Genomic DNA, 23,920 nt, shown 5'->3' with positions numbered 1-23,920 from the left:
TTAAATTAATATTGCGATTACCTCTATTATTTTAATCAAAGATTCTAAAAAGTATAAAGATTAGCAAAAATGCAAAGAAGTATTGTAGAATGGAATAGTAAAGTTATAGAAAGGGTGAATAGGATGAAAATTGAAACATTACAAGTAGTTCAAGGGGACTTTCAGTTAAGTAATTATGAGGAAACTGCAAAAGATTTTAAATGGGAAGACGCAGAGAAAGAGTTCTCATGGTATAAAACTGGAAAAGTGAATATGGCGTATGAAGCAATTGATCGTCATGCAGAATCCGATAAGAAAGATAAAGTAGCACTTTATTATCAGGATGCTGAACGTAGAGAATCTTATACTTTCGGCGAAATGAAAAAGTGGACAGATAAAGCTGCAAATGTATACGTAAACCACTCAAATTTGTCAAAAGGGGATCGCCTGTTTATATTCATGCCGAGATCACCAGAGCTATATTTTGCACTTCTTGGCGCTACAAAATTGGGCTTAATCGTTGGTCCGCTTTTTGAAGCGTTTATGGAAGGTGCTGTTTACGATCGTTTACTAGATAGTGAAGCAAAAGCAATTGTCACAACACCGGAATTATTAGATAGAATTCCATTAGATAAATTACCTAATTTAGAGACTGTTTTTATAGTTGGTGAAAGTATAGAGGAAACTGATAAGTTTATCGATTTCAAAAAAGCTTTACATAATGCCACAGAAGCCTTTGAAATCCAATGGGTTGATAGAGAAGATGGACTAATTTTACATTATACTTCTGGTTCTACGGGTAAACCGAAAGGGATACTGCATGCTCATAATGCGATGGTGCAGCAATACCAATCTATGAAATGGGTAATGGACATTAGAGATGACGATATCTATTGGTGTACAGCAGATCCAGGTTGGGTAACAGGGACAGCATATGGCATCTTTGGTCCCTGGCTAACCGGAACGACATCACTTATTCTTGGTGGTCGATTCTCACCAGATGCTTGGTATAATGCAATAGAAGAATATGGAGTTACAGTATGGTACAGTGCACCAACAGCATTCCGTATGCTAATGGGAGCAGGAGATGCCATCGTTAAAAAGCATGATTTATCGTCATTGCGCCATGTGTTATCTGTAGGTGAACCGTTAAATCCAGAGGTTATCAAATGGGGTATGCAGGTGTTCAATAAACGAATCCACGACACTTGGTGGATGACCGAAACTGGTGCGCTGATGATTTGTAACTATGGCTGCTTACCTATTAAACCAGGTTCAATGGGTAAACCACTACCTGGAATAGAAGCAGCAATTATAGATAACCAAGGTAACGTTGTACCGCCTTATACAATGGGCAATCTAGCACTTAAAAAGGGTTGGCCTGCTATGATGCGTCAGGTATGGAACAACAAAGATAAGTATGATTCATATTTCATTAATGATGAATGGTATTTCTCTGGAGACTCCGCTTATATGGATGAAGAAGGATACTTTTGGTTCCAAGGTCGAGTGGATGATGTAATTATGACTTCCGGTGAACGCGTAGGACCATTTGAAGTAGAAAGCAAGTTACTAGAGCACCCAGCTATCTTAGAAGCCGGGGTTATAGGAAAACCGGATCCTGTACGTGGTGAAATTATTAAAGCCTTTGTTGCGTTAAATGAAGGATATGAACCATCTGATGAACTAATAACAGATATTCAACAATTTGTGAAAAAGGGACTTGCTGCCCATGCGGCACCACGAGAAATCGAATTTAAAGATAAGCTTCCAAAAACAAGAAGTGGTAAAATCATGCGCCGCGTACTAAAAGCGTGGGAATTAAAGCTGCCAACAGGCGATTTATCTACTATGGAAGACTAATAGTTTAAGTGAACTAAAAGGATCAGCAATAATATACAAAAAGCATTGCGTTTCGCAGTGCTTTTTGTATTTGAAATTATCTAATATAGTCGTTTGATGAAAAGGTAGGGGTGAAATTAAATGGAACAATTAAATCAAATTATAAAAAAGTTAAAAATGAATGTTCTATCCATTAAGAATGTTCCTGATTCCTTTAGCTCAACTGTATATAAAATACAACAAATGAATCAGCAAATAGTGTATCTAAAAATTCCCTATTCTAAAGTCAAATTAGTACGTGAATATGAAGCGTTAGAAATATTGAGCGATGAGGTACCAGTGCCTAAGTTATTGGGATATTGGGAAGGGGACGATGAGATACCAGGTGCTCTTCTGCTTTCAGAGATGAAAGGGCAGCCTGTTTCTGGAAAAGTTGATGAAAAATTAGCTTATGATATTGGCGTTCACCACGCAAAGTTGCATAACGTGTCACCGCAAGAAAATAAATCATATAAAGGTATTTTAAATGTATATGAACAATGGTCAACATTTACTGAAGCACATTTTTATGGTTTTGCAGAAGATGTAAAAGAAGTAATACCAGAGGACTTATTAAGACAATCAATAGAACTATTTGAAGAGCGTCGCAAATTTCTTCCTAACCCAGATGGACCGAGCTTTATACATATGGATTTTCGTCCGGCAAATATTATAACCTATGAAAATCAAGTTTCTGGAATTATAGATTTTGAAAGTGCTCGCTTTGGTGCGACGGAAATGGATTTTACAAAAATTAATCGTGATATTTTTTTGAAAAACCCAGGGACATTAGAAGCTTACCAACAGGGTTATCAATCTATTCGACCATTAATAGATTTAGAAGGCGTATTGCCATTTTATCGTTTTACCGATGCATTTAATTCATTGGGGTGGTGTAAAAGACGTGGCATCGAAAAGCATCAGAAATTTTTTAATGAGAATTATGTTATCTTAAAATCTATTCTGATGAATGAACGTTAATTCAACTTTTGGTTTCTAATAACAAAAGAAGGCGACTCGTCAAGAATCGCCTTCATGTCTTCTTTATTCCTCATCAAACCACAGTTTATCTTTGTTATCAATATCACCATTATAATTGATTAGAATTTCATCTCCTGCTTTTATATTTTTATAAGCAAAGAAATCAAATGTGTGATTTTTAAAATTTATCTCATATATTGCATTCGGTTCATAAGAATGATTAAACAACATTCCATAACCAAGAAGGATAGCGGAGTGATTTATCCCATACTCAAAAGCATAATCAGCTAGAAGGGTTTGCTCAATGTATTGATGCTGTTCGTTTGGATACGAAATGACAGGTGCTTCATGGAAAAGCTGCCCTTTTTTTATGTCACATGTAGCAAATACTCCTCTATTGAATTCTCCATCACTTACTGGAGATGTTTTTACCTCAATCATGTTTATTCGCCTCTCACTTTTAAAATATTCTTTCTAACTGTAACATTAATTTGAACATTATGCTCCTTTATTTTGGAGTGAGAAAATTGTTCAATCTGGTGTCTCCATTTTTAATAGAAAAAAGAGCCCGAATATGGGCTCTTTCAATGTTTAATTTTATCTAATTATTCTCCACCTTCACCAGGAGAAGCTGGATCTTCTTCTACTGGAGGGGTAACAGGTTTTTCCTCAACAGGTGGTGGAACTGGTTCTACTACAACAGGAGGTTTAACTGGCTTATCCTTATCTTTATCTTTATCTTTATCTTTATCTTTATCCTTATCTTTATCTTTATCCGGTGATTTTGGTGGTACCACAGGTTCTGGTGGTTTTGCTTCTTCAATAGATACTATGTTAGAAGATCCAGATTCTAAGCCAGTAATATCTACCGCGACAACGATAAATTGACCCGCTCTATTAATAGAAAAATTCTTTCCTGCAGCCTCTTTCATAGAAGTTAGTAGGGCTCTTTGTCCATTTCCAACTTCATATACTCGATATCCTACAACATCTCCTGAAGTAGAATTAGCCCAAGTAATTGTTCCGTTAGACATAGTGGCTGTGACAGCAGCAGGTGGGCTACCGTCAGCATTAAATACTTCTTCAGAAACTACATTTCCTCCAAACGCCGACTTTGCAGGGAATAGTTTCGAAGCGTTACCTCCAAATTTTCCAAGCATACGCTTGATAAAAGCTTCGTTTACGCCATAACCGCCACTTACAACAAATTCACGCGGAGTCGTATCTAACGCACGATATCTATTTCCATTTATCTCAACGTATGAAGAAGAGATTAAACTATCATCTTTGGCAGTTGGTAATAAAACAGCCGCGTTAAATAAATCAGATTTCACTAAACCGGCTTGAGAGCATGCGTCAGAAACTGCTAGTCCCGAAATGCCACAGAAGGATCGGGTAACTACTCCTTCAGGTGCTTTAAAATCATTAGCTGCATCGACTAATTCAGGGTTCACATCATACATTGCATTCATCATATTAGACCAGAGCATATTAATACGAACGCTAGGGTGATTATAACGATTGTTCATATAATATAATGTTTGTGTATCATCTCCGTAACCCAACCAAACTCCTAAAGAAACGTTTGGATTATAGCCAACTAGCCACGAGTCATTATGATTTTGTGTTGTACCCGTTTTTGCACCAAAATCAGATTGGAATTTTAATCTAGAGTTTGCTAATTTTGCGGTTCCTTTACTCATTACATCTCGTAACATATCGGTAATTATATAGGAAGTAGCGGCGCTGAATACAGGTACAGCTTCCACCTCATGCTGATAGATAACGTTACCGTCTACGTCTTCAATTTTTTCAATCATATACGCATCGATAAACTGACCACTATTAGCAAATGTGCCAAATGCATTTGTATTTTCTTCAAGTGTTGCACCATTTGTCATTCCCCCAATGGAAAGGGCATGATTGGCATATTCACCTTCTTCAATATGTTCAAATCCCATTTTCGTTAAGAAATCAGTAGGCTTACGGTCCATTATCAAATCGTAAAGTCGAATAGTGGACAAGTTTTGAGATGTTGCTAAAGCATCACGAGCAGAAATAATACCTAACTCTTGTTCAGTTGTATAGTTAGATGGTGATTTTGCCCAAGTAGTACTACCCAAATTTTCTAACTTCAGATCGACTACTGGACTACCAGCACCAATTACGCCATATTCAATCGCTGGAGCGTAAACAAGCAAAGGTTTAATCGTAGAGCCTATCGGTCGGACACCTTGAGTGGCATTATTTTGAGCCTCAATCGTATGATCTCGTCCGCCTAAGAAGGAAAGTATTTTACCTGTTCCATTCTCAATCATCATTCCACTAACTTGAACAGGGAAATCTTTTAAAACTATTTCTCCTGAATCCTCATCTTTTACTTCTTTCTGGAAAGTATGACCATAGTACTCAAATTCATCTCTCACTTTTAGCATAGCCTCATACATGTCTTTATTAATCGTGGTATGAATGCGATAACCATCTGTACTTATGGAACGCTGTGCTAAAATATCGTATTTTTCATAAAGTTTTGTCTCGTTATCTAATCTATCAGGATCAATAGAGTCTGCCTCAGCAAACTTTTCTCTTAGAATAGCTTTTACTCTATTTTCAATTTCGTATGTTAACCAAGGATATTTCTCTTCGGGAAGAATCTCTGGCTGTCTAAAATCTTTTGTAATATCATAGTTTACTGCATTATTGTATTCTTCATCTGTAATATAACCGGTTTCATTCATCCGGAATAAAACAGTTTTCATCCGTTCAATACCAAGCTGAAGAGCTTCACCTTCTTTAATAGTGCCACCTTGTCTAAATGGTGTATATGCAAATGGAGCTTGTGGAATACCTGCAATGTAGGCTGCTTGCGGTAAAGTGAGATCTTTTGCTTTAACATTAAATATTCCGTTTGCTGCTGTTTCTATTCCTGCAATATTTCTCCCATTCGAGTTTCGGCCATAGGGAATTATATTTAAATATGCTTCAAGTATTTCTTCTTTGTTCATAAAGTGCTCTAAACGCATTGCTAATAGTATCTCTTTAGCTTTACGCTCGTAAGATACTTCGTTGGTTAAAATTTGGTTTTTGATCAATTGTTGCGTTAAGGTTGAACCACCCGTTTGTGTATCTGAATTTGATACGTCTTGAAGTAATCCGCGGAATAATGCCTTCGGAACAATTCCTTTATGGACTTCAAAATATTCATCCTCTGTTGCCAACACTGCATCAATGACAAAAGGAGAAACCTCTGATAATTTTGTTTCCGTTCTTTCTAGATCGGTCCGTAATTTACCTAAATAGATATCCCCGGCAAAATAAATTTCGGAAGTTTCTTCATAATTAAATATATCACTTCGCATTTCTTGCTTATCACGAAGTGGTTCTTCTTTAACTAATGAAGCAAAATAACCTGCACCGACAGTTAGACCAAATACCCCCAAAGTAAGAACTCCCACAATGAGAAGTAGACTTAAATTCCAAATAACACTGGAGGATATTCTAACACCCTTTGCCCACTTTGTAGATTCCCACGCTGCAAATTTGTCTCTATATATCTGTATTTTTTCAAGCAATTTTTTCATTCAGTTCTCGCCCCCCTAAATCTTGAACTATTATACCATAAGCATAATATGTTAGACGATAGTTATTGACATACAACATAGATTAGGTAAAATAGGTATATATTTTAACGGTGAAAAGTCCGAAGTAGTATTTATGCATACTGTTTAGAGAGCTAGCGGATGGTGGGAGCTAGTCAGTGTATAAAAACGAATTACAGGCTTGGAGTTAAACGTACTCACAACGATACGGTGATTGAAGCGGAGGGAGTAATTCCTTCAAGCTGGGTGGTACCGCGCTAATTGTTTTAAGCGTCCCTGCATGATTTTATATCATGTGGGGACTTTTTTATTTTTTAGGAGGAGGTAGTAATAATGACGAATTTATTAGAGGATTTAGCTTGGAGAGGTCTTTTATACCAACAAACGGATGCGGAAGGAATGGAGCAGCTACTAAATAAGGAAAAAATCTCGTTGTACTGTGGGGTAGATCCTACTGCGGATAGTATGCATATTGGACATATCGTGCCATTGCTAACATTGAGACGCTTCCAAATGCACGGGCATAGACCAATTCTTTTAGTTGGTGGTGCAACAGGAATGATTGGAGATCCTTCTGGTCGTTCAGAGGAGCGTCAATTACAAACGACTGAGCAGATAGATTTAAATGTCCAGGGTATAAAAAAACAAATGGAGCAAATTTTTGAATTTGAAACCGAAAACGGTGCGCAGATGGTTAATAACCGAGATTGGATTGGATCCATGAACGTTATTGAATTCTTACGTGATTTCGGTAAATTAATTAATATTAATTACATGCTCGGTAAAGATTCTATTGCTTCTCGCTTAGACACAGGCCTTTCTTTCACTGAATTTACGTATACGCTTATTCAAGGAATTGATTTTAATCATTTATATGACCATTTTGGATGTCGCGTTCAAGTAGGTGGATCGGATCAGTGGGGGAATATCACGACTGGTTTAGAAATGATTCGTAAAACACATGATGAGAATACGAAAGCTTACGGTATTACCATTCCATTGGTTACTAAAGCAGATGGAACTAAATTCGGTAAGTCTGCCTCTGGTTCAGTATGGTTGGATGCAAAGAAGACATCTCCATATGAATTTTACCAATTCTGGATTAATACAGCGGACTCAGATGTTATTAAGTATTTGAAAATCTTCACATTCCTAGAGCGAGCAGAAATTGAAGCTTTAGAGCTAACTGTTGAAAATGAGCCACATTTAAGAAAAGCTCAAATTACATTAGCAGAAGAAATGACACGTCTAATCCACGGACAAGACGCTTTAGATCAAGCAATTCGAATTTCCCAAGCATTATTTAGCGGAAATTTAAAAGCATTGACTGCAACAGAAATGAAAGATGCTTTTAAAGACGTCCCATCTGTTGAAATGGCGAAAGAAGAAAAAACGATTGTAGACTTCATCGTGGAAGCCACAGTGTCGCCTTCAAAACGCCAAGCCCGTGAAGATGTAGCAAATGGTGCTATTTCAATTAATGGAGAAAAAGTGACGGATGTTGCTTACGTTGTAAGTGGAGCAGACCGTTTAGAAGATGAGTTTATGATTGTACGGAGAGGCAAGAAAAATTATAAAATGATTAAGTTTGTATAAGATAAAAGCTACTTCCCTATACTGTTTGGGAAGTAGCTTTTTATTGTTTAGGAAATTATAAAATTCTAGTCATGTTGATCACTTACTTACAAGTGATGCTCCGTCCGGACTGTAGCGCCTAGACCATCTGAGTCGCTTGCGCAATTGTTCAGAACAAAATCAAAGATTAAAAACCGCCACGCTCATCTATGTGGTGATTATTCTGACCATCCTTTACCTGTAGCTGTTTCTTTTGATGCTCGTTTAACTTTTGATATTCCAAATAACTATCGCCTGTTACATTGTCTTTTTTCTTTTTATTCAATGTATTAAATGAATTATCCTTTTTCATACAAAACCCTCCTATTTAATAAAGATCGTTGTTAGTATTCACCGATTATGTTTAAATAGTCACAAATTTATTAAGGAAATAAAAAAAATTAAACTTTACTAGTTAAAAAAGAGCATAAAATAGGGTAAAATAAAAATTGGGACAAAAGTTTGGATTTAAAACAAAACTTTTATTATTGGATCGAGGGGACGTAAGAGTGAGTGCAAAGAAATATGTATTAAGTCATTTTGATGATTTTTTTGTAGTTTTATTTGAAAAAGATAATAAAGCAAACAAACTAGTCATTTTAAAAGATAAATTTACAGTACATGCAAAAGAGGGCGATTTGTTAGAAGTAGAAATCAACCCTGATAAATCCGGTTACAATTTTAAAATGCTCGAAGAAGAAGGAGATAGTACGAAACAAAGATTGTTGGATTTAATTGAGAATATGAAAAAAAGCTAAGTATTGTTATAAAAGCAAACTAGAACACCTTTAAGTTGTGAAGTGAGGAGCATAATCCCACTTAACAACTTAAAGGTGTTTTTGTTATTATTGTTTTCCATTTAAGATTTATTTAGGCGTTTACGCGTGTTCCTGAGTCTGTTAGTAGCAGCATCTGATTGAATTTTCACAAGAGGATTCATATTTACAAGAAATTATTCGTTAAGCAGAAGATTTTAAAGTCCATTTCCTCTGATTTATTTGCGTTCAGGGATTTGTATAGGTCATTTAAAAAACTTATAAAACTTTTTGCTGCTGTTCTAAATTCTATTTTTATGACTTCTAACTAAATGCTTTATACGTTCTGATTACATTAAACAGGGGGTTACAAAATACTGAATGGCTGACTGAAAAAGGACTAGCATAAGTAAATAAGTGGTCCGAAGAGGGTTTAATTAACAAACAGATTGCAAACAAAATAGGGATAAACGTTGCTACATTGTATGAATGGCAGGATCGTTTTCCCGAGTTTGCCGACGTCATTAAGAAGGGGGAAAAAGTGTTGGTGAAATGGTATTGTTAAAATGTGTTGTGAAGCTGCAAACTCCTGATGCCAATGCTCAAATTTTTGGTTGAAAAATAGACAACCTGATATATGGAGGGATAAGCAAGAAGGTAATTAATGAAGACAATGGTACATTTAAGGTAGAGTTCTCAACTGATATAGAGAAATGGTAACAATAGCTCCGCAAACACTTTTAATATTGCGATTTGTGGAGCTAATTTACCAAGTATCAAACGTTAATTATTTGTAAATTTGTTTTTGGAAAGAACTATCATTACTCGAGGCTTTTAATGAAATTTTTAATAATAAACTGTTAATAACTAAGTTTACGATTAAAAGATAGAACAATACTGCATAAAAATTAAAAATGCCATCCTTGATAATTAGGTTAAAAAATAGGAATAACTCTGAAATAATAGGGAGAAAAAAAGCAACAAACATCTGCCATAAACCGAAATGTTGGTGAAAAAGAAAAGCGGTATAAAAATGTATCACAATAACTCCAAAGTAAAAGACTAAATTCGAAATATTTAAACCTATACCTATTTTTAATAAAGGTGAACTCGATTTTTTTTTAGGATGCTTAGAAAAATAATTTACTAAAAAAAGTGCCAAGTCATGGGTGGTAACAGAATTAATATTTTTAAGAACCCATTCCAATGTATGCTCATTTAAAAACATAGAAATTGGAAGATAGTTACCTTTTATTTCTTGACCTGCCCCAGAAGCCATAACAAGCCAGTAAATATCTGTAATTGTTTCGAAATCAGCGTTATATTTGTCCAGAATTATTTTAAATTCATCAATTGTGCATAAAAGGTTATAAATTCTTTCTAGGGCTTCCTTATTAATATTACTTGAATTACTCCATTTTTTTAGTGAAAATGTTTGATCGGTATACATACTAAGATTATTTATAAGAATGCTACTGATTTCAGTTTCTTCATACTCAACCTTTAATCGATTTGATAGCTTCAACTTGGCACATCCTTATTAAATGATTTTTTTTGTAGGCTATGACTGCAAATCAAACGATTTTGCCTTAATTTCTTTTAATTCTTCTCAGTAAATACAAAAGAAATTTTCGATATGGTGTGGCTGAAGCTGTTTAAATGGTTTAGGCAACTGATCCAAAGTTAATAAGGAAATTCTTTGTTTCCTTGATAATTACAAACTATTTGTTTGAGCTCATTTTCAGCAAATAAATTTTCTGCTCCTTCATATGTACCTGCATGCAAATGAATAACATTAGGAAACAACTTTTTATTAACAGAAAGGCATAAGCTTTATCATAAACTGAAAGAGGCCCAAAACAACTTCCAAGAGGGCTTCTTCTTTCTTCATAAACCAGGTTCATTATTTCATCGAATGTTGAACATTTGTTAAATTAATTCTCTAATGGAAGTAAGTATTGTCTAAAACGAGGATATCCTTCATTTTTAATTCTCAACTTATGGGGATGTTTTTTTCCTCTTTCGTTTGTACCTGCCAGAGCTCTTTGTAGCAGTTCATCATAAATGTATTTCTTAGTAAAAAAATCATTATAGAATTCTATAAATCTTTCACAATGCACACACACCTTTCTAACTATATGCTTATTCTTACTTTAGCTCTTTTATCCATGTTTTTTCCGGATAGGTAAGCTTTAAATTTACTAGATGAATATGAAATTAGCCTATAAGTGCACGCTATAAAAGATGCACTTGGTAAGTTTGTTAGAACATTATACGCAATATTGAACGTGATCGAGAGGGAATGAAGACCATTCCTCACGCTGATCTCTAATCCAATACTGATAATTGGAAGAAAATCAGCTTGCAGTCGGAAGCTGATTATAAAAAAGCAGTAAAAATACATAATAGCGAGTTGCTTTAGTACTAGAAGTAAATTGATTCATAATGACATAAAAGCATGTGTTGAACATATTTCCAATTTGATGTAGATTAAATTTATTAATAAAATAATTCTTTTGGAGTGGTTGAATGGAAGAATTTGTTGATTACTACAACATAATTGGAATATCAAAAAATGCATCTAATGAAGAAATTAAAAAAGCATATAGAAAAAAAGCTAAAGAATACCATCCAGATTCAGGTGGAAGTAGCGAGAAATTTTTACTTTTGAAAGAAGCGTTTGATACTTTAAATAATGAGTTCGATAGAATCAATTACGATAATATTTTTGATGCCTACAACAAACAAGCAGAAAGCGAACGAACTAAAGGTTTTAAGCAAAGCTCTGAAAGTAGTACAAATAACTATAAAGAGCACAAAGAAAGTACTGATAATAGTAAACGAGCAGAAGAAACAAATATGAGCTATAACCAAACAAATTCAAGTAGCAATGAAAATAACCCTAATTCAACAACATATTCTACTAAACGATTTAAAAATTGGCGAGCTTTCGCTGTACTCTCATTCATATTAAACTTTATTCTAATAATTATAATTCTTGATACTTTTCAAAGTGATGCAGTTATATCCGCTAATATAAATGTTGAGCCAATAGAACAACAAGAAGCTATTCTTTTTTCACAAGAAGAATATGATGAGTTAATAAGTGATAATTCTATTTTAGAAGAACGATTGTCAACCATATCTAAAGAATACAATGAACAAATTAACTATATCGAGGAATTGGAGATGAAGATTGACACTTTACCATTAGCCGAAAGTACGACTAATAGTAGCACTAATATAACGGAGGATATTAGCCCCGTTGTTACATCAAATGAAGAATTTTTCACTTTAGGGTCTTCACAAGATCAGGTAAAACAAATAATGGGAACTCCTGACTCTATCATAGGTAGTTTTTGGGGGTATGATTATTCTAGTGTTACTTTTGAAGATGGTGTGGTAACGGGATGGTCAGATATTAGTGAAAACCTTAAAATCTTTGTTCAGAAGAAAAATCCAGGTATAAGTTCATTTACAATAGGTAGTTCTATTCAAGATGTTGTTGATGTAATGGGAACTCCTGACTCTATCATAGGTAGCTTTTGGGGGTATGATTATTCTATTGTTACTTTTGAGGATGGTGTGGTAACGGGATGGTCAGATATTAGCAGTAACCTAAAAGTAAAATGAAATTTTGTTATATGCTTTATTAATGCAATTATGTAGATAAGTTGGAAATAGGCTTAGTCTTAGGAGGAAATGTTTAGAATACGGTAGAAAAAAATCCAAAATTGAGATAGATACTTTTTATCCCAATTGGAATATTGACATACGTGGCGTTTATTTTATTACAACATTTTTTGTATCTTGGTTTTCCAATGGGACCATATATCGGTATGATGACCAGAGACCTTTTTGGACTTTGGGTAGGATTAAGTATCGGAATCATCATAGTTCCTAAAGGACGCATTGTGGTAATGTTTATAATTACAGCAGTGTACTTAATGTTTTTTGGAATCATAACTTTTTAACGATTCAGGATTTAGACTATTTTGGATACATGCCTATTATTGCTGGAATTTTGAATTTAGTAGTCTGTATATCGACGTTAGTTGGAGTGATCCAGAAAAAAGGATCCTTCAGTTGATGACAGTGGATTTATAAAACTTTATACAACCATATAAAGACGCGTTGACTCTAGGAATAAAAAATGAAAACTGCCATTTGGTACTCATAACTGCATGTGCTTTACCAGATATTTGAATTAATTTAAAGCGGAAGTCTGGTGGAACTAATTATATAAAGTGGTTCGATTCATTTGTTGAAAGATACTGCATTACTTTCAAGGTACGTAAGAATTTTGATCCTCAAAAAGACAGGTAAGTAGAATTTGTTAATCGGTTTTCTCCAGAAGATTTTGAAGAGGTTAAGCATACTTATTTTAGCGGTGTGAATTCATATGCCCTCCGCTGCGCTTATCTGTATAGCGGTAATGGAGAATTTTTTTACAACCTGTTGTGGTAAAGAAAAATAACAAGATTTTACTTTTTTGGGATTCAAATTTCAAAAAATATTATGAATGTTTACATAAAAAAATAGAGTAATTGCGACCACTTTTTATTATTATTCCATATAAATATATGAACAGTAAAAATGTAAAACTCTTTATAATCGAGAGATTTACAGTGGTATAACTTCCTATATACGTTGTTGAGTGATTGCGGCAATATGAAATTCCATCTAAAGCCATGTTAGAACGACTAAATAGTAAGTGAAAATAAGCCCCACTCACTCAATTGTTGATTGGCTTTTTATTTTGATTATTTAAAATTTCCACAATGTATACTTTCACAAGATTATGACAATAATCTGAATGTAATAATTCAAAGGAGGAAATAACTATATGAAGAAAATAATTGGGCTTTTTCTTGCATTTTTGATTGCATTTTCGTTTACTGATTCTACCTATGCTACCCCCAATACCAATACCAACAACAATCCTGTTACTACAGATGTTGCTAATAATTCAGACGATGACGATGATGACGATGACATGGACTGGGGATGGATTGGATTACTAGGGTTAATTGGTTTGTTGGGCTTACGTAAAAAAGAAGTACGACGAGATCGATAAAGGAAAATAATTAATTAAGAAATGCGACCTTCTCGATTATGAGTTGGTCGCTTTTTTATTTGTCCAAAATTTATTTGCTAAAAAATCAAACGAATGTTCGTATTCTAAAAAGAAAAGGAGGGGACATTTGTGCGTATAAATATTATGAATCCATGCAAAACAATCAAGTAGTCGAAATGATTTACACAAAAAACAATGGGGAAATCGGTAAACGAAAGGTGAAGGTGGTTTGTTCATTATCAGACATTTCATTATTTACAACAGCTTTCTGTTTATAGCACAATTTGATCGATTATAGGCATATATTTATACTTAACTATTCCTGTACATACGCCACCATAAATAATATTTATTAGCCCCAACAACCTGCTATTTAAAGCTTTACTCTGCAATGTCGAAAAAATAAAAAAGCCCCCAAAACCTTGATAAACAAAGGTTTCGAAGGCATTTAATATTACTCTTTGCAGAGCAATAAAATTAACGAGAGTAGAACTCAACGATTAGAGCTTCATTGATTTCAGCAGATAGTTCTCCACGTTCTGGATTACGAACGAAAGTACCTACTTTGTTGTCTGCGTCAAAAGTTAAGTATTCTGGTACGAAGTTATTAACTTCGATAGATTCGTTTACTACATCAAGGTTTTGAGATTTTTCACGAAGAGAAATTTCTTGACCTGCTTTTAAACGGTATGAAGGGATATCCACACGTTTACCATCAACTAATACGTGACCGTGGTTTACTAATTGACGTGCTCCACGACGTGTACGAGCAAGACCTAAACGGTATACGATGTTATCAAGGCGAGTTTCAAGAAGAATCATGAAGTTTTCACCATGTTTACCTTGCATTTTACCTGCTTTGTCAAACAATGTACGGAATTGACGTTCGTTTACACCATAAGTGTGACGAAGTTTTTGTTTTTCTTGTAATTGAAGACCGTACTCAGTTAATTTTTTACGTTGGTTAGGACCGTGTTGTCCTGGTGCGTAAGGGCGTTTTTCTAATTCTTTACCAGTACCGCTTAGTGAAATACCAAGGCGACGTGATAATTTCCATGATGGACCTGTATAACGAGACATGTATGTCTCCTCCTCTATGTTGGTTTTATTTTGTTGTAAAATAAGACCAGATGTATTCAGACTAGCAGACATTTTGTTTTCATGTATCATCGCCCTAGCAGCCAAGGGTTACGGGATACACCATCTATAGTATAGAGGAACAAAATGAGCAATCTAGGCCATACAACTGCTGCATTTATTTTACACAAAGTCCATTGTATCTCTATATATATTAAAAGTCAAATTATATTCTACTTCAAAAAAATTGTAAAAAATGCAATAGACAGAGAATATATAAATAGGATAAAATATAGTTATATTGAATTATACGTAAATGTGATAAAAGTATCATAGATACTCTTGGAAACCTAAAGAGGTGAAGTAATGGATAGCGAAGAGAAGATGATCCGTCTTAAAAGTGGAATTCTAGATATTTGGAACGAAAGCTTGTTTACACATGAATCAAGTATTAATTGGTTTGAAGAATTACAAACAATTTTATATGATTTTTTTGACATACAAAAAGCAAAGTATTTTATATACGATTCTGATACTTTTTTACAACTTTCTTGGAATCATTCATTTACAAAAAAACTGAATGCTGTCAAATGGTCAGAGATTGAAAAGTTTTTCTATGACAAGGATTATGTCGATGTACAAACTCTTCAATTAAGGGACTCTTCCGGCCTAGACGTGGCTTTATTATTAAGAGAAGCAGAACTACAGCCATTAGGTTTAATAATAATAGAATCCACAGAAAAATGGCAAGAATTTTCACAAACACCTCAACTAAACGAATTTTTGAAAACAATTACTAAATTAGTAAAAACGATTAGGAAGTCCGTTTATTTAACTCAGCAGGAGAACCAATATCGAAATTTGTTTAATGTAACGAAAATGTTTAATTCGACATTAGATATTGGTCAAATTTTAGAAGGAACATTACACTCGATCCAAATAGCTTTTCCTAAATTCAAGTCTATACTTATCCTTTCAAATGACCAGGATCGTAAAACATCTGTTCCATATAAATTATTCGATTATACAACGGAAAGAAATGCCACAGTTGAGGCATATGTTTCAGGTGAATTAACAACAGAATTAGCACAGGACTTAGGGGTTCGCTTGCTGAATATTCCAATCGTAGGTAAACAAGGGATTTACGGTATTTTACAAATTTCTGCACCACTAGATTATTTATTTTCGATTAGGCAAAAAGATTTTGCCACTTTGCTCGCTGCAGCAGCTGGCAATGCGTTAGAAAATGCTAAGTTATATATTCAATCGCATCGACTGGTTTCTGATTTACAATTGATCAACGAAACGTCGCATAAGTTAAATATGAATTTGTCCTTGGACGAGATGGTTAACTTTTTACGAGACCAGCTAATGAGGTTTTTCCAACCCGAACATGTTGGCTTTGTTTTTATAGAAAAGGATGAATATAAAATTTCCCCTGCGAGTACAGATTTATTCCATACGATGGATGGGCAATTATATATTCAATATGTTACAAACCATTTTAAAACGGAGAAGGATTCTTTATTTATTGCCGATTTCAATCGATTAAACGATTTGAAATACGAATACCGTTCGTTAGTGGCTATCCCATTAAAAGAACAGAGCAATATTACTGGATTTAGTATTATTATGCATAAGGAACCCTATTTTTTCTCTTTTGACAATTACAAACTTATGCAGTCCTTGATACAGCATTCTTCATTAGCTATTAGCAACTCAACTTTAAGAGATAAGCTTCAAAAAATGGTAGATCGAGATCACTTAACAAATCTTTTTGCACGGAATTATTTAGATAGGTTTGTTGAAAAAGCGATGGAGACAGATGACGAAGGTGTCTTTATACTTCTTGATATTGATAATTTTAAACGTATTAATGATACCCATGGTCATCAAAAAGGAGACGAAATTTTAATACAAATAGCAAGAGTTATACAAGGAATGATTGAAAATAAAGGAATTAGTGCGAGGTGGGGTGGAGAAGAGCTAGCTTTATACTTTTCACATATGTCATTGGAACAAGGCATAGAAATGGGTAAACAGTTATTAATGGCCATTCCCCAAAATACCAAACCTTCCGTAACAGTATCAATTGGTATTTCGAACTGGCAACGAAATGATAATTTAAGTTTTAATAACCTTTTCCACAACGCAGATACTGTATTGTATAAAGCAAAAAACAATGGTAAAAATCAACTTTGCGTTTATAAGGCATCTCACTCTTGCTGAGGAGGTGTCTTTTCTTTTTTATATATTCGATGTACACTATATGTAAGCGTTTACAAAAGGGGTGTATATTATGAGTAATTCAAGTTTTTCTAAAGAGACATTGTATATCCATAGGGGATATACAACCGGAGAGCACCAAGATAGCCTTTCTGTTCCACTTTATCAGACATCGACATTCGCTTTTGACACAGCGGAGCAGGGGGAAAGAAGATTTTCTGGGGAAGTGACTGGGGGAATTTATTCTCGGTTAGGTAATCCTACCGTACAAGTATTGGAGGAACGAATTGCTGCGATGGAGTTGGGGGAGGGTGCTTTAGCATTCGGCTCTGGTATGGCCGCGGTTAGTGCTATTTTAGTTCACCTGACAAAATCAGGTGACCACATACTATGTACAAGAGGAATTTATGGTTGTACGTTTGGTTTGTTAAAAATATTGAAGGAAAAATACAATATTTCGCATGATTTAAAAGCTTTGATAAACGAGGAAGAGATAGAAAATGCAATTCAACCTAATACAGCTTGTATATATATAGAAACACCTATTAATCCAACGATGGAAATTGTAGATATCGAATTGATCACAGAAGTTGCGAAGAAACATGGCATTCCAGTTGTTGTAGATAATACATTTTCTTCACCATATTTACAAAATCCGATTGAACAAGGAGCAGATTTCGTGCTTCACAGTGCGACCAAATATATTAATGGACATGGTGATGTTATTGCAGGAATTCTAGTAGGAAAAGATAAAGAGATTATGGAAACGATTCGGGGTACTGTTCAAAAAGACTTTGGTGGTATCATCTCACCATTCGATGCATGGCTTTTAATACGAGGTTTAAAAACACTGCATGTTCGGATGGATCGGCATTCGGAAAATGCTCATAAAGTATTCGACTTTTTAAAGGCACATCCATCTATAGAAAATATTTATTATCCATTTGATGTAGATAATCCACAGTACCATGTGGCGAAGAAACAGATGAAAGCTGGTGGTGGGCTTATCTCGTTCACTATAAATGGTGGAGTGAAACAGGCGCAAAAGCTTATGAATGAGCTAAAGCTGATAAAAATTGCTGTTAGTTTAGGAGATGCGGAGACACTGATTCAGCATCCCTATACAATGACGCATTCCATTGTACCTGAAAAAGACCGTTTAGAAATGGGCATAACAGGTGGGTTATTAAGGCTTTCCGTTGGTCTGGAGAACTCTATTGATATAGTAGAAGATTTGAAGCGAGCATTAGATAAATTGTAAAAGGGGATATATCCCATTTTTAGTTGCGTGGTTTGAACCTGTCCAAGATTTTCTAGTAATAAAACAAGCGGGTGCGTTAATCCAAGAAGGATTAACGTTTTTTTTGTGGAACATAATGTAATAGAGAATCAGAATTCTGATGATCTTTTCAAGGAGGAAGGTACTATGAAAAAATTTGTTTTTATATTTGGACCGCAAGCAGTTGGTAAAATGACTGTCGGACAGGAATTAGCAAAGATAACAGGTTTGAAGTTATTTCATAACCATATGACGATTGATTTGCTGGAGCCATTATTTGGATTTAGTCCGGAAATGTGGAGGTTAACACATCTATTTCGACAGGAAATATTTAATTCATTTTCAAAAAGTGATAATAATGGAATGATTTTTACTAAGGTATGGTATTTTGATAAAAAAGAAGATTGGGATGAAATAGAAAGTATGTGTCAAACCATAGCTTCTCATGGAGCAGAGATATATTTTGTAGAATTAGAGGCAAACGTAGAGGAAAGGTTAAAACGTAATAAGACACCACATAGACTTGAGCATAAACCGACTAAAAGAAATATAGAACAATCTGAACAACATTTACTAAGTACTCTAGAAAATAGTAGATTAAATTCTTATAAGGATGAAATTGAAAGAAAGAATTATTTAAGAATAGATAATACTTATTTGAGTTTGGAAGAAGTTGCTCATTATATAAAAACAGAGTTTCAATTAAACAACCAAAAGGGTGAGCATTTTGACAAAGGAAGCACTATTAGTAATTGATGTAGAAAATGCAATGTTTCAAGAGGGTGAAGAAGTGTTCAATTGGGATAAATTATTACGAAACTTAAATGATTTATTAACCCGGGCACGTTCTATGGATTTGTATAAAGTGGATCTAATTGATTGGAGAGCAAGGCGGCGACTCCAGTGGGAACAGCGCGAACCGAAAACCCCGCAGGAAAGCAGAGACGAGGAGATTAAAGCCGTGCCCACGGAAAGCGTCCGTAGGAGTGGAAATCAACTTCATTCGGATTTCACTACTAAGTATGTCTTTATGAAATCGAGCAAATAAAAAAGACCTAAAAGTAGGTCCTTTTTATTATCGAATATTATAGACTTATTAAATATGCTTCACTAATACATCAATAAATTGCTGCAAGCCTTCTGCGTCCTGCTCAGAGAATCGATCCTTAATAGGACTATCGATATCCAAAACACCTACAAGTTCACCGTCTTTAATGATTGGAACAACAATTTCGGATTGTGATGCTGCATCACATGCGATATGTCCTGGATAAGCGTGTACATCTGGTACAATAACTGTTTCTCGTTTTGAAGCAGCTGCTCCGCACACACCTCTACTTAACGGAATTCTTACACATGCAGGTAAACCTTGGAATGGACCTAAAACTAGTTCTCCATCTTCCATTACATAAAACCCAACCCAATTAATCTGATCGAAAAATTGATTTAATAATGCGGAAGCATTACTTAAATTTGCAATAGTATTTGTCTCTCCAGTTAAAAGAGCATCTAGTTGTTTGGAAAGCATATTGTAATTAGCTGTTAAATCTTCTGAGTATGCTGATTTTGTGAACATAATTATTGTCTCCATTCTATAGTAAAGTACTTATTTCATTGTAAAACTGATGTAGATCTTTTGCTTGATGTGCATCAGACCCAAATACAAGTGGAATCTCGAGTTCCTTCGCTAGCTTTATATAAGTTGGCGGAGGATAACTTTCTAAACAATAAGGCTTAGCTAATCCCGCACTATTTACGTCAAGCTCTAGCTGCTGGTGTTTGATTTCATTCAAAATAGCTACTATGTCTTCATGATCTTGCACTTCCTCGGTAAAGGAGTGCTGAAATTTGTGCACTAATGTTATATGACCAATTCTTTTCGGTTTAAAAATACCAAGATTACTCGTTATTGAATCTAGCAGTGTTTTATAATACAATTTATAAACAGACATTGGGTTTCCAAGTCGATTGATGAATGTCAAAAATGTAGATTTTGAGAAGTCAATGCACGTATAATCATTTTCGTGTTTTAAGAAATGAACTGATAAAATTGAATCATCTAAGTATTTTCCATATGTATTTAAGAAAGTAATCGTATTTTGTTCAAACCCAGATATGAAATCGATTTCTAAACCTGTTGAAATAACAATATCTTTGTTATATTCTTTTTTCAACTTTTGTAACTCGAAAATATAAGATTCTAATTGATTTATGCTCATTCCACTGTCCTTATTAGGTGTTGGATCTATAAAACCTAAAGGCAGGGGGGCATGTTCTGTAAACGTAATTGCTTGAAAACCACTTTGTATGGCCTGTTCAATATACAAATGAAAGGAATCTTCAGTCCCATGTGGACAATAAGGTGAGTGGATATGTCCATCCTTTTTCAATTAATATCAGCCTCCAAATTATATAAATATAAGATTTTTTAAGAATTAATTGCTTTTCTCTTGTTTTATGAAACAATAACATAAAAAGCATGGTAAGATATAGAGTAGCATTGGAAATAGAACTTTTTGAATTTGGAACAGGGGGCTTACGATGAAGTATATCATCCCAGCAGTCATTATACTTTTAGTAATTGCAATTTTTGCATTTATCATACGACGAAAACATAACGCAGAAATAGAGAGATTAGAACATGAGAAACATCAAATTCAAAACAAACCAATTTTAGAAGAAATGACAAAAGTGAAACAGCTGAATATGAACGGTCAAACAGAGGAAATGTTTGAAAGATGGAGAAATACATGGACTGAGGTAATGGATGTGCATATGCCGAAAATCGATGTCCTTTTATTTGATGTGGAAGAAAGTGTTGACCGATTTATTTTTCCAAAAGCGACGAAAATAGAAAAGGAAATTCAAATTTTAATTTCTCTTTGTGACAAGAAAATGTCAGGAATTTTAACAGAGCTTGAGGAACTAATCGGTAGCGAAGAAAAAAACCGTATCGAGATGGAGCAAATAAAGGAACAGCATCGTGCAGCAAGAAAAACTCTTCTTGCCCATCAGCATTCTTTTGGCGAAGCAGTGAAGGCGTTGGAGCAAAAGTTAGAATCCTTCATCCCACAGTTTGAGGAATTTGATCGATTAACAGATTCAGGAAATTATTTGAGTGCTCGTGAACTGGTAATCACTGTTCAGGATGATGGCCAAAAATTTTTCCCTAAATTGCATGATATACCTACAGTTTTATCCGAAATTCAACATAAAATCCCAGCTATAATTCATGAATTGCGAAATGGGCAAAAAGAGATGGAAGAGAGCTCTTATTATTTACAGCATCTCGAAATGAATCAAAAATTAGATTCCATGGAAGCAGAGCTTGTGGAACTAAAACAAGCTATTATTGACCTAAACGTTGGTAAAACAATTATTAGAGTGGAAGAGTTAAAAGATGAGTTAGATACTTTCTATGATTTATTGGAAAAAGAAGTGCTTGCTAAAAAATATGTGGACCAATATAAAGAACAGACTGGTACACGTTTACGTGAAGTGACATCTGTTACTCGTGCTGTTAGTGAGGAAGCTTCATATGTACAACAGAGCTATCGTCTTCCAGAAAAAGAAGCCGAAATTCCACAAAGCTGCTTAAAAGAGCTAGAGGATTTAGAGAAAAAGTTTGAATTGCTTTCTAGCAGAGTAGAGGAAGAACAATCTGCATATTCAAGCCTGCAGGATGAGTTAAATGAAATTGCTGAAGAGATAGATCGGCTTTACGAAGAACAGGATCGATTTGCAAATCGCCTGAAAAACCTTCGAATCGATGAAAATAGTGCACGGGAAAAACTAGATGAGCTAAAAGATATGTTACATGAAACAGATCGCATGTTACAAAAAGCCAATATTCCTGGAATTCCAGAGGATATGGACGTTCGTTTAGAAGAAGCCGAGGAGCATATTTATGTAGCTATGCAAAGCCTACAGGAAGTACCTTTAAATATGTCACTAGTAGATAACTATTTAGAAAAAGCCGAGGCATGTATGGAGGAAGTACATAAGAGAGCGAAAGAAATGCTTGAGAATGTGTTACTCACAGAAAAAATTATTCAGTACGGCAATCGCTACCGTGCAAGTCACCCACAAGTTCATGCTCGTCTACTAGAAGCCGAGGAAGCATTTAGACAATTGCGTTATGCGAAGGCATTAGAGGATGCAGCGACAGCAGTGGAAGAGGTAGAGCCGGGAGCTCTAAAGAAAATTGATGCATTAGTGAAAGAAGACGCTTGGCGTACATAAACTTATTTGTATACAAACGTGAACCACCTCACTCTAGTGACGGTGGTTTTTTTCCGAAAAGGAGCGATATGGAAAATGATCTATTTTGATAATAGTGCGACGACAAAAGTACATCCAGAGGTGCTTAATACTTTTGTAACCGTCAATGAAAAATTTTGGGCTAATCCAGCTTCCATTCATACATTTGGACATCAGACCAATGAATTGTTACAATCTGCTAGAGAACAAATTGCAAGTATCCTGAAAACCTCGAGTGATAAAGTATATTTTACATCAGGTGGAACAGAGTCCAACAACTTAGCAATCTTTGGGCTAGCTTTAAAATATAAGCATCGAGGGAAGCATGTATTAATATCCGAAATTGAGCATCCTTCTATTATAGAAACCGCTAAAAAATTAATTGATCAAGGATTTGAAGTAGAGTGGATTCCTGTAGACACGGAAGGAATCATTTTGTTAGAGTCCGTGAAAAAACTTCTTCGCGATGATACTGTAGTAGTCAGTGTTATGCATGTAAATAACGAAACAGGCGCAATACAACCAATAGAAGAACTTTCTAAAATTGTCAGAGAACAAAGCAGAGCGCTTCTTCATATGGATGCCGTTCAAAGTTTCGGGAAAATGCCAGTTGATTTTAAGCAACTTGAAGTTGATGCTATAACAATCTCTTCTCATAAAATACATGGCTTAAAAGGCTCCGGGTTACTTGCATTAAAAAAATTCATCGAAATAGAACCGATATTATACGGTGGAGGGCAGGAATCAGGTATTCGCAGTGGTACAACCTCTGTACCTTTGGCCGTTTCAACAGCGAAAGCAATGAGACTTGCTTTGGAAGATTTAGATGAAAAAATCGTAAATTTACAAAGGCTGTCAGATGATTTATTAGATTATTTACAGTCTTTTCCAAACATAAAAGTTGTATCTCCAGCTAAGAAAGCCCCACATATAATTTCATTTTCGGTGCGAAAAATTAAAGGAGAAGTGCTAATCAATGCATTGCAGCAACAAGGTATAATTGTTTCCACTAGTAGTGCCTGCTCCTCAAGACAAACGAAAACTAGTCATGTGCTAAAGGCTATGCATATTTCTGACGATTATATAAAAGGCGTATTGCGAATTAGCTTTAGTACTATTAACACCCGACAAGAGATAGAGCAATTTAAAAAAGTATTCAAGCGTGTCATGAATGTTATTAAAGGAGATTAAA

The 23,920-nt window shown here is 34.8% G+C and carries 19 protein-coding genes and 1 other annotated feature; of the genes, 12 read left to right on the top strand and 7 right to left on the bottom strand.

Features of this window, described 5'->3' with window-relative positions; all coding sequences use genetic code 11:
* Positions 1-123 precede the first annotated feature (123 nt).
* On the top strand, positions 124-1,842 hold the full coding sequence (gene acsA, locus ACIQX2_RS11585) for an acetate--CoA ligase (RefSeq protein ID WP_402850284.1): 1,719 nt from the start codon (positions 124-126) through the stop codon (positions 1,840-1,842).
* Between the two features lie 120 nt (positions 1,843-1,962).
* The gene (locus ACIQX2_RS11580) at positions 1,963-2,841 is read left to right on the top strand and encodes a phosphotransferase family protein (RefSeq protein ID WP_402850281.1); all 879 of its coding nucleotides are present in this window, start codon (positions 1,963-1,965) and stop codon (positions 2,839-2,841) included.
* A 63-nt stretch (positions 2,842-2,904) separates the two neighbouring features.
* Here the strand turns inward: ACIQX2_RS11580 and ACIQX2_RS11575 are convergent, their stop codons facing one another.
* Together ACIQX2_RS11575 and ACIQX2_RS11570 are read right to left on the bottom strand one after the other, a co-directional pair.
* On the bottom strand, positions 2,905-3,282 hold the full coding sequence (locus ACIQX2_RS11575) for an SET domain-containing protein (protein ID WP_093060364.1): 378 nt from the start codon (positions 3,280-3,282) through the stop codon (positions 2,905-2,907).
* 164 nt (positions 3,283-3,446) lie between these two features.
* On the bottom strand, positions 3,447-6,422 hold the full coding sequence (locus ACIQX2_RS11570) for a transglycosylase domain-containing protein (RefSeq protein WP_402850276.1): 2,976 nt from the start codon (positions 6,420-6,422) through the stop codon (positions 3,447-3,449).
* A gap of 101 nt (positions 6,423-6,523) precedes the next feature.
* Positions 6,524-6,721: a binding site (T-box leader), on the top strand.
* Between the two features lie 52 nt (positions 6,722-6,773).
* On the opposite strand from ACIQX2_RS11570, the gene tyrS reads away from it, so the two are divergent.
* Positions 6,774-8,036, top strand: coding sequence for a tyrosine--tRNA ligase (tyrS, locus tag ACIQX2_RS11565; protein WP_402850273.1), 1,263 nt, complete (start codon positions 6,774-6,776; stop codon positions 8,034-8,036).
* A gap of 166 nt (positions 8,037-8,202) precedes the next feature.
* On the opposite strand, the gene ACIQX2_RS11560 is transcribed toward tyrS, so the two are convergent.
* Positions 8,203-8,367, bottom strand: a complete 165-nt coding sequence (locus tag ACIQX2_RS11560) for a hypothetical protein (protein ID WP_402850270.1) — start codon at positions 8,365-8,367, stop codon at positions 8,203-8,205.
* Between the two features lie 196 nt (positions 8,368-8,563).
* Here ACIQX2_RS11560 and ACIQX2_RS11555 point away from each other — a divergent pair, with 196 nt between their 5' ends.
* A complete protein-coding gene (locus ACIQX2_RS11555) occupies positions 8,564-8,812 on the top strand; it encodes a hypothetical protein (RefSeq protein ID WP_402850268.1) in 249 nt (82 codons plus the stop codon).
* A gap of 784 nt (positions 8,813-9,596) precedes the next feature.
* On the opposite strand, the gene ACIQX2_RS11550 is transcribed toward ACIQX2_RS11555, so the two are convergent.
* A complete protein-coding gene (locus tag ACIQX2_RS11550; RefSeq protein ID WP_402850265.1) occupies positions 9,597-10,334 on the bottom strand; it encodes a hypothetical protein in 738 nt (245 codons plus the stop codon).
* Between the two features lie 1,004 nt (positions 10,335-11,338).
* On the opposite strand from ACIQX2_RS11550, the gene ACIQX2_RS11545 reads away from it, so the two are divergent.
* Complete coding sequence (locus tag ACIQX2_RS11545) at positions 11,339-12,442, top strand: J domain-containing protein (protein WP_402850262.1); 1,104 nt, start codon at positions 11,339-11,341, stop codon at positions 12,440-12,442.
* A 1,213-nt stretch (positions 12,443-13,655) separates the two neighbouring features.
* Positions 13,656-13,886, top strand: coding sequence for a WGxxGxxG family protein (locus ACIQX2_RS11540; RefSeq protein WP_402850260.1), 231 nt, complete (start codon positions 13,656-13,658; stop codon positions 13,884-13,886).
* A 477-nt stretch (positions 13,887-14,363) separates the two neighbouring features.
* On the opposite strand, the gene rpsD is transcribed toward ACIQX2_RS11540, so the two are convergent.
* A complete protein-coding gene (gene rpsD, locus ACIQX2_RS11535) occupies positions 14,364-14,966 on the bottom strand; it encodes a 30S ribosomal protein S4 (protein WP_402850257.1) in 603 nt (200 codons plus the stop codon).
* A gap of 363 nt (positions 14,967-15,329) precedes the next feature.
* Between rpsD and ACIQX2_RS11530 the strand changes: the two genes are divergently transcribed.
* The 4 genes from ACIQX2_RS11530 (at position 15,330) to ACIQX2_RS11515 (ending at position 19,516) form a co-directional block, all read left to right on the top strand.
* Positions 15,330-17,192, top strand: coding sequence for a sensor domain-containing diguanylate cyclase (locus ACIQX2_RS11530; protein ID WP_402850254.1), 1,863 nt, complete (start codon positions 15,330-15,332; stop codon positions 17,190-17,192).
* A 70-nt stretch (positions 17,193-17,262) separates the two neighbouring features.
* Entirely contained in the window at positions 17,263-18,450 is a 1,188-nt protein-coding gene (gene megL / locus ACIQX2_RS11525) for a methionine gamma-lyase (RefSeq protein ID WP_402850251.1), read from the top strand.
* A gap of 165 nt (positions 18,451-18,615) precedes the next feature.
* Positions 18,616-19,224, top strand: a complete 609-nt coding sequence (locus tag ACIQX2_RS11520) for an AAA family ATPase (protein WP_402850249.1) — start codon at positions 18,616-18,618, stop codon at positions 19,222-19,224.
* Complete coding sequence (locus tag ACIQX2_RS11515) at positions 19,196-19,516, top strand: cysteine hydrolase family protein (RefSeq protein WP_402850246.1); 321 nt, start codon at positions 19,196-19,198, stop codon at positions 19,514-19,516. The genes ACIQX2_RS11520 and ACIQX2_RS11515 overlap by 29 nt, the downstream gene beginning before the upstream one ends.
* A 48-nt stretch (positions 19,517-19,564) precedes the next feature.
* Here the strand turns inward: ACIQX2_RS11515 and ACIQX2_RS11510 are convergent, their stop codons facing one another.
* Positions 19,565-20,044, bottom strand: a complete 480-nt coding sequence (locus tag ACIQX2_RS11510; protein WP_402850243.1) for a GAF domain-containing protein — start codon at positions 20,042-20,044, stop codon at positions 19,565-19,567.
* A 16-nt stretch (positions 20,045-20,060) separates the two neighbouring features.
* Positions 20,061-20,858 (bottom strand): histidinol-phosphatase HisJ, encoded by a 798-nt coding sequence (hisJ, locus tag ACIQX2_RS11505; protein ID WP_402850241.1) that lies wholly within the window; start codon positions 20,856-20,858, stop codon positions 20,061-20,063.
* A 151-nt stretch (positions 20,859-21,009) separates the two neighbouring features.
* Here hisJ and ezrA point away from each other — a divergent pair, with 151 nt between their 5' ends.
* Together ezrA and ACIQX2_RS11495 are read left to right on the top strand one after the other, a co-directional pair.
* Complete coding sequence (ezrA, locus tag ACIQX2_RS11500) at positions 21,010-22,710, top strand: septation ring formation regulator EzrA (protein ID WP_402850238.1); 1,701 nt, start codon at positions 21,010-21,012, stop codon at positions 22,708-22,710.
* A 75-nt stretch (positions 22,711-22,785) separates the two neighbouring features.
* A complete protein-coding gene (locus ACIQX2_RS11495; protein WP_402850236.1) occupies positions 22,786-23,919 on the top strand; it encodes a cysteine desulfurase family protein in 1,134 nt (377 codons plus the stop codon).
* Position 23,920 lies beyond the last annotated feature (1 nt).

Origin of the sequence: Psychrobacillus sp. NPDC096623 (genome assembly GCF_044762655.1) — a bacterium.
Classification (GTDB): domain Bacteria; phylum Bacillota; class Bacilli; order Bacillales_A; family Planococcaceae; genus Psychrobacillus.
The sequence above is the reverse complement of the archived record's forward strand: the minus strand, read 5'-3'. Positions and strand labels throughout refer to the sequence as shown.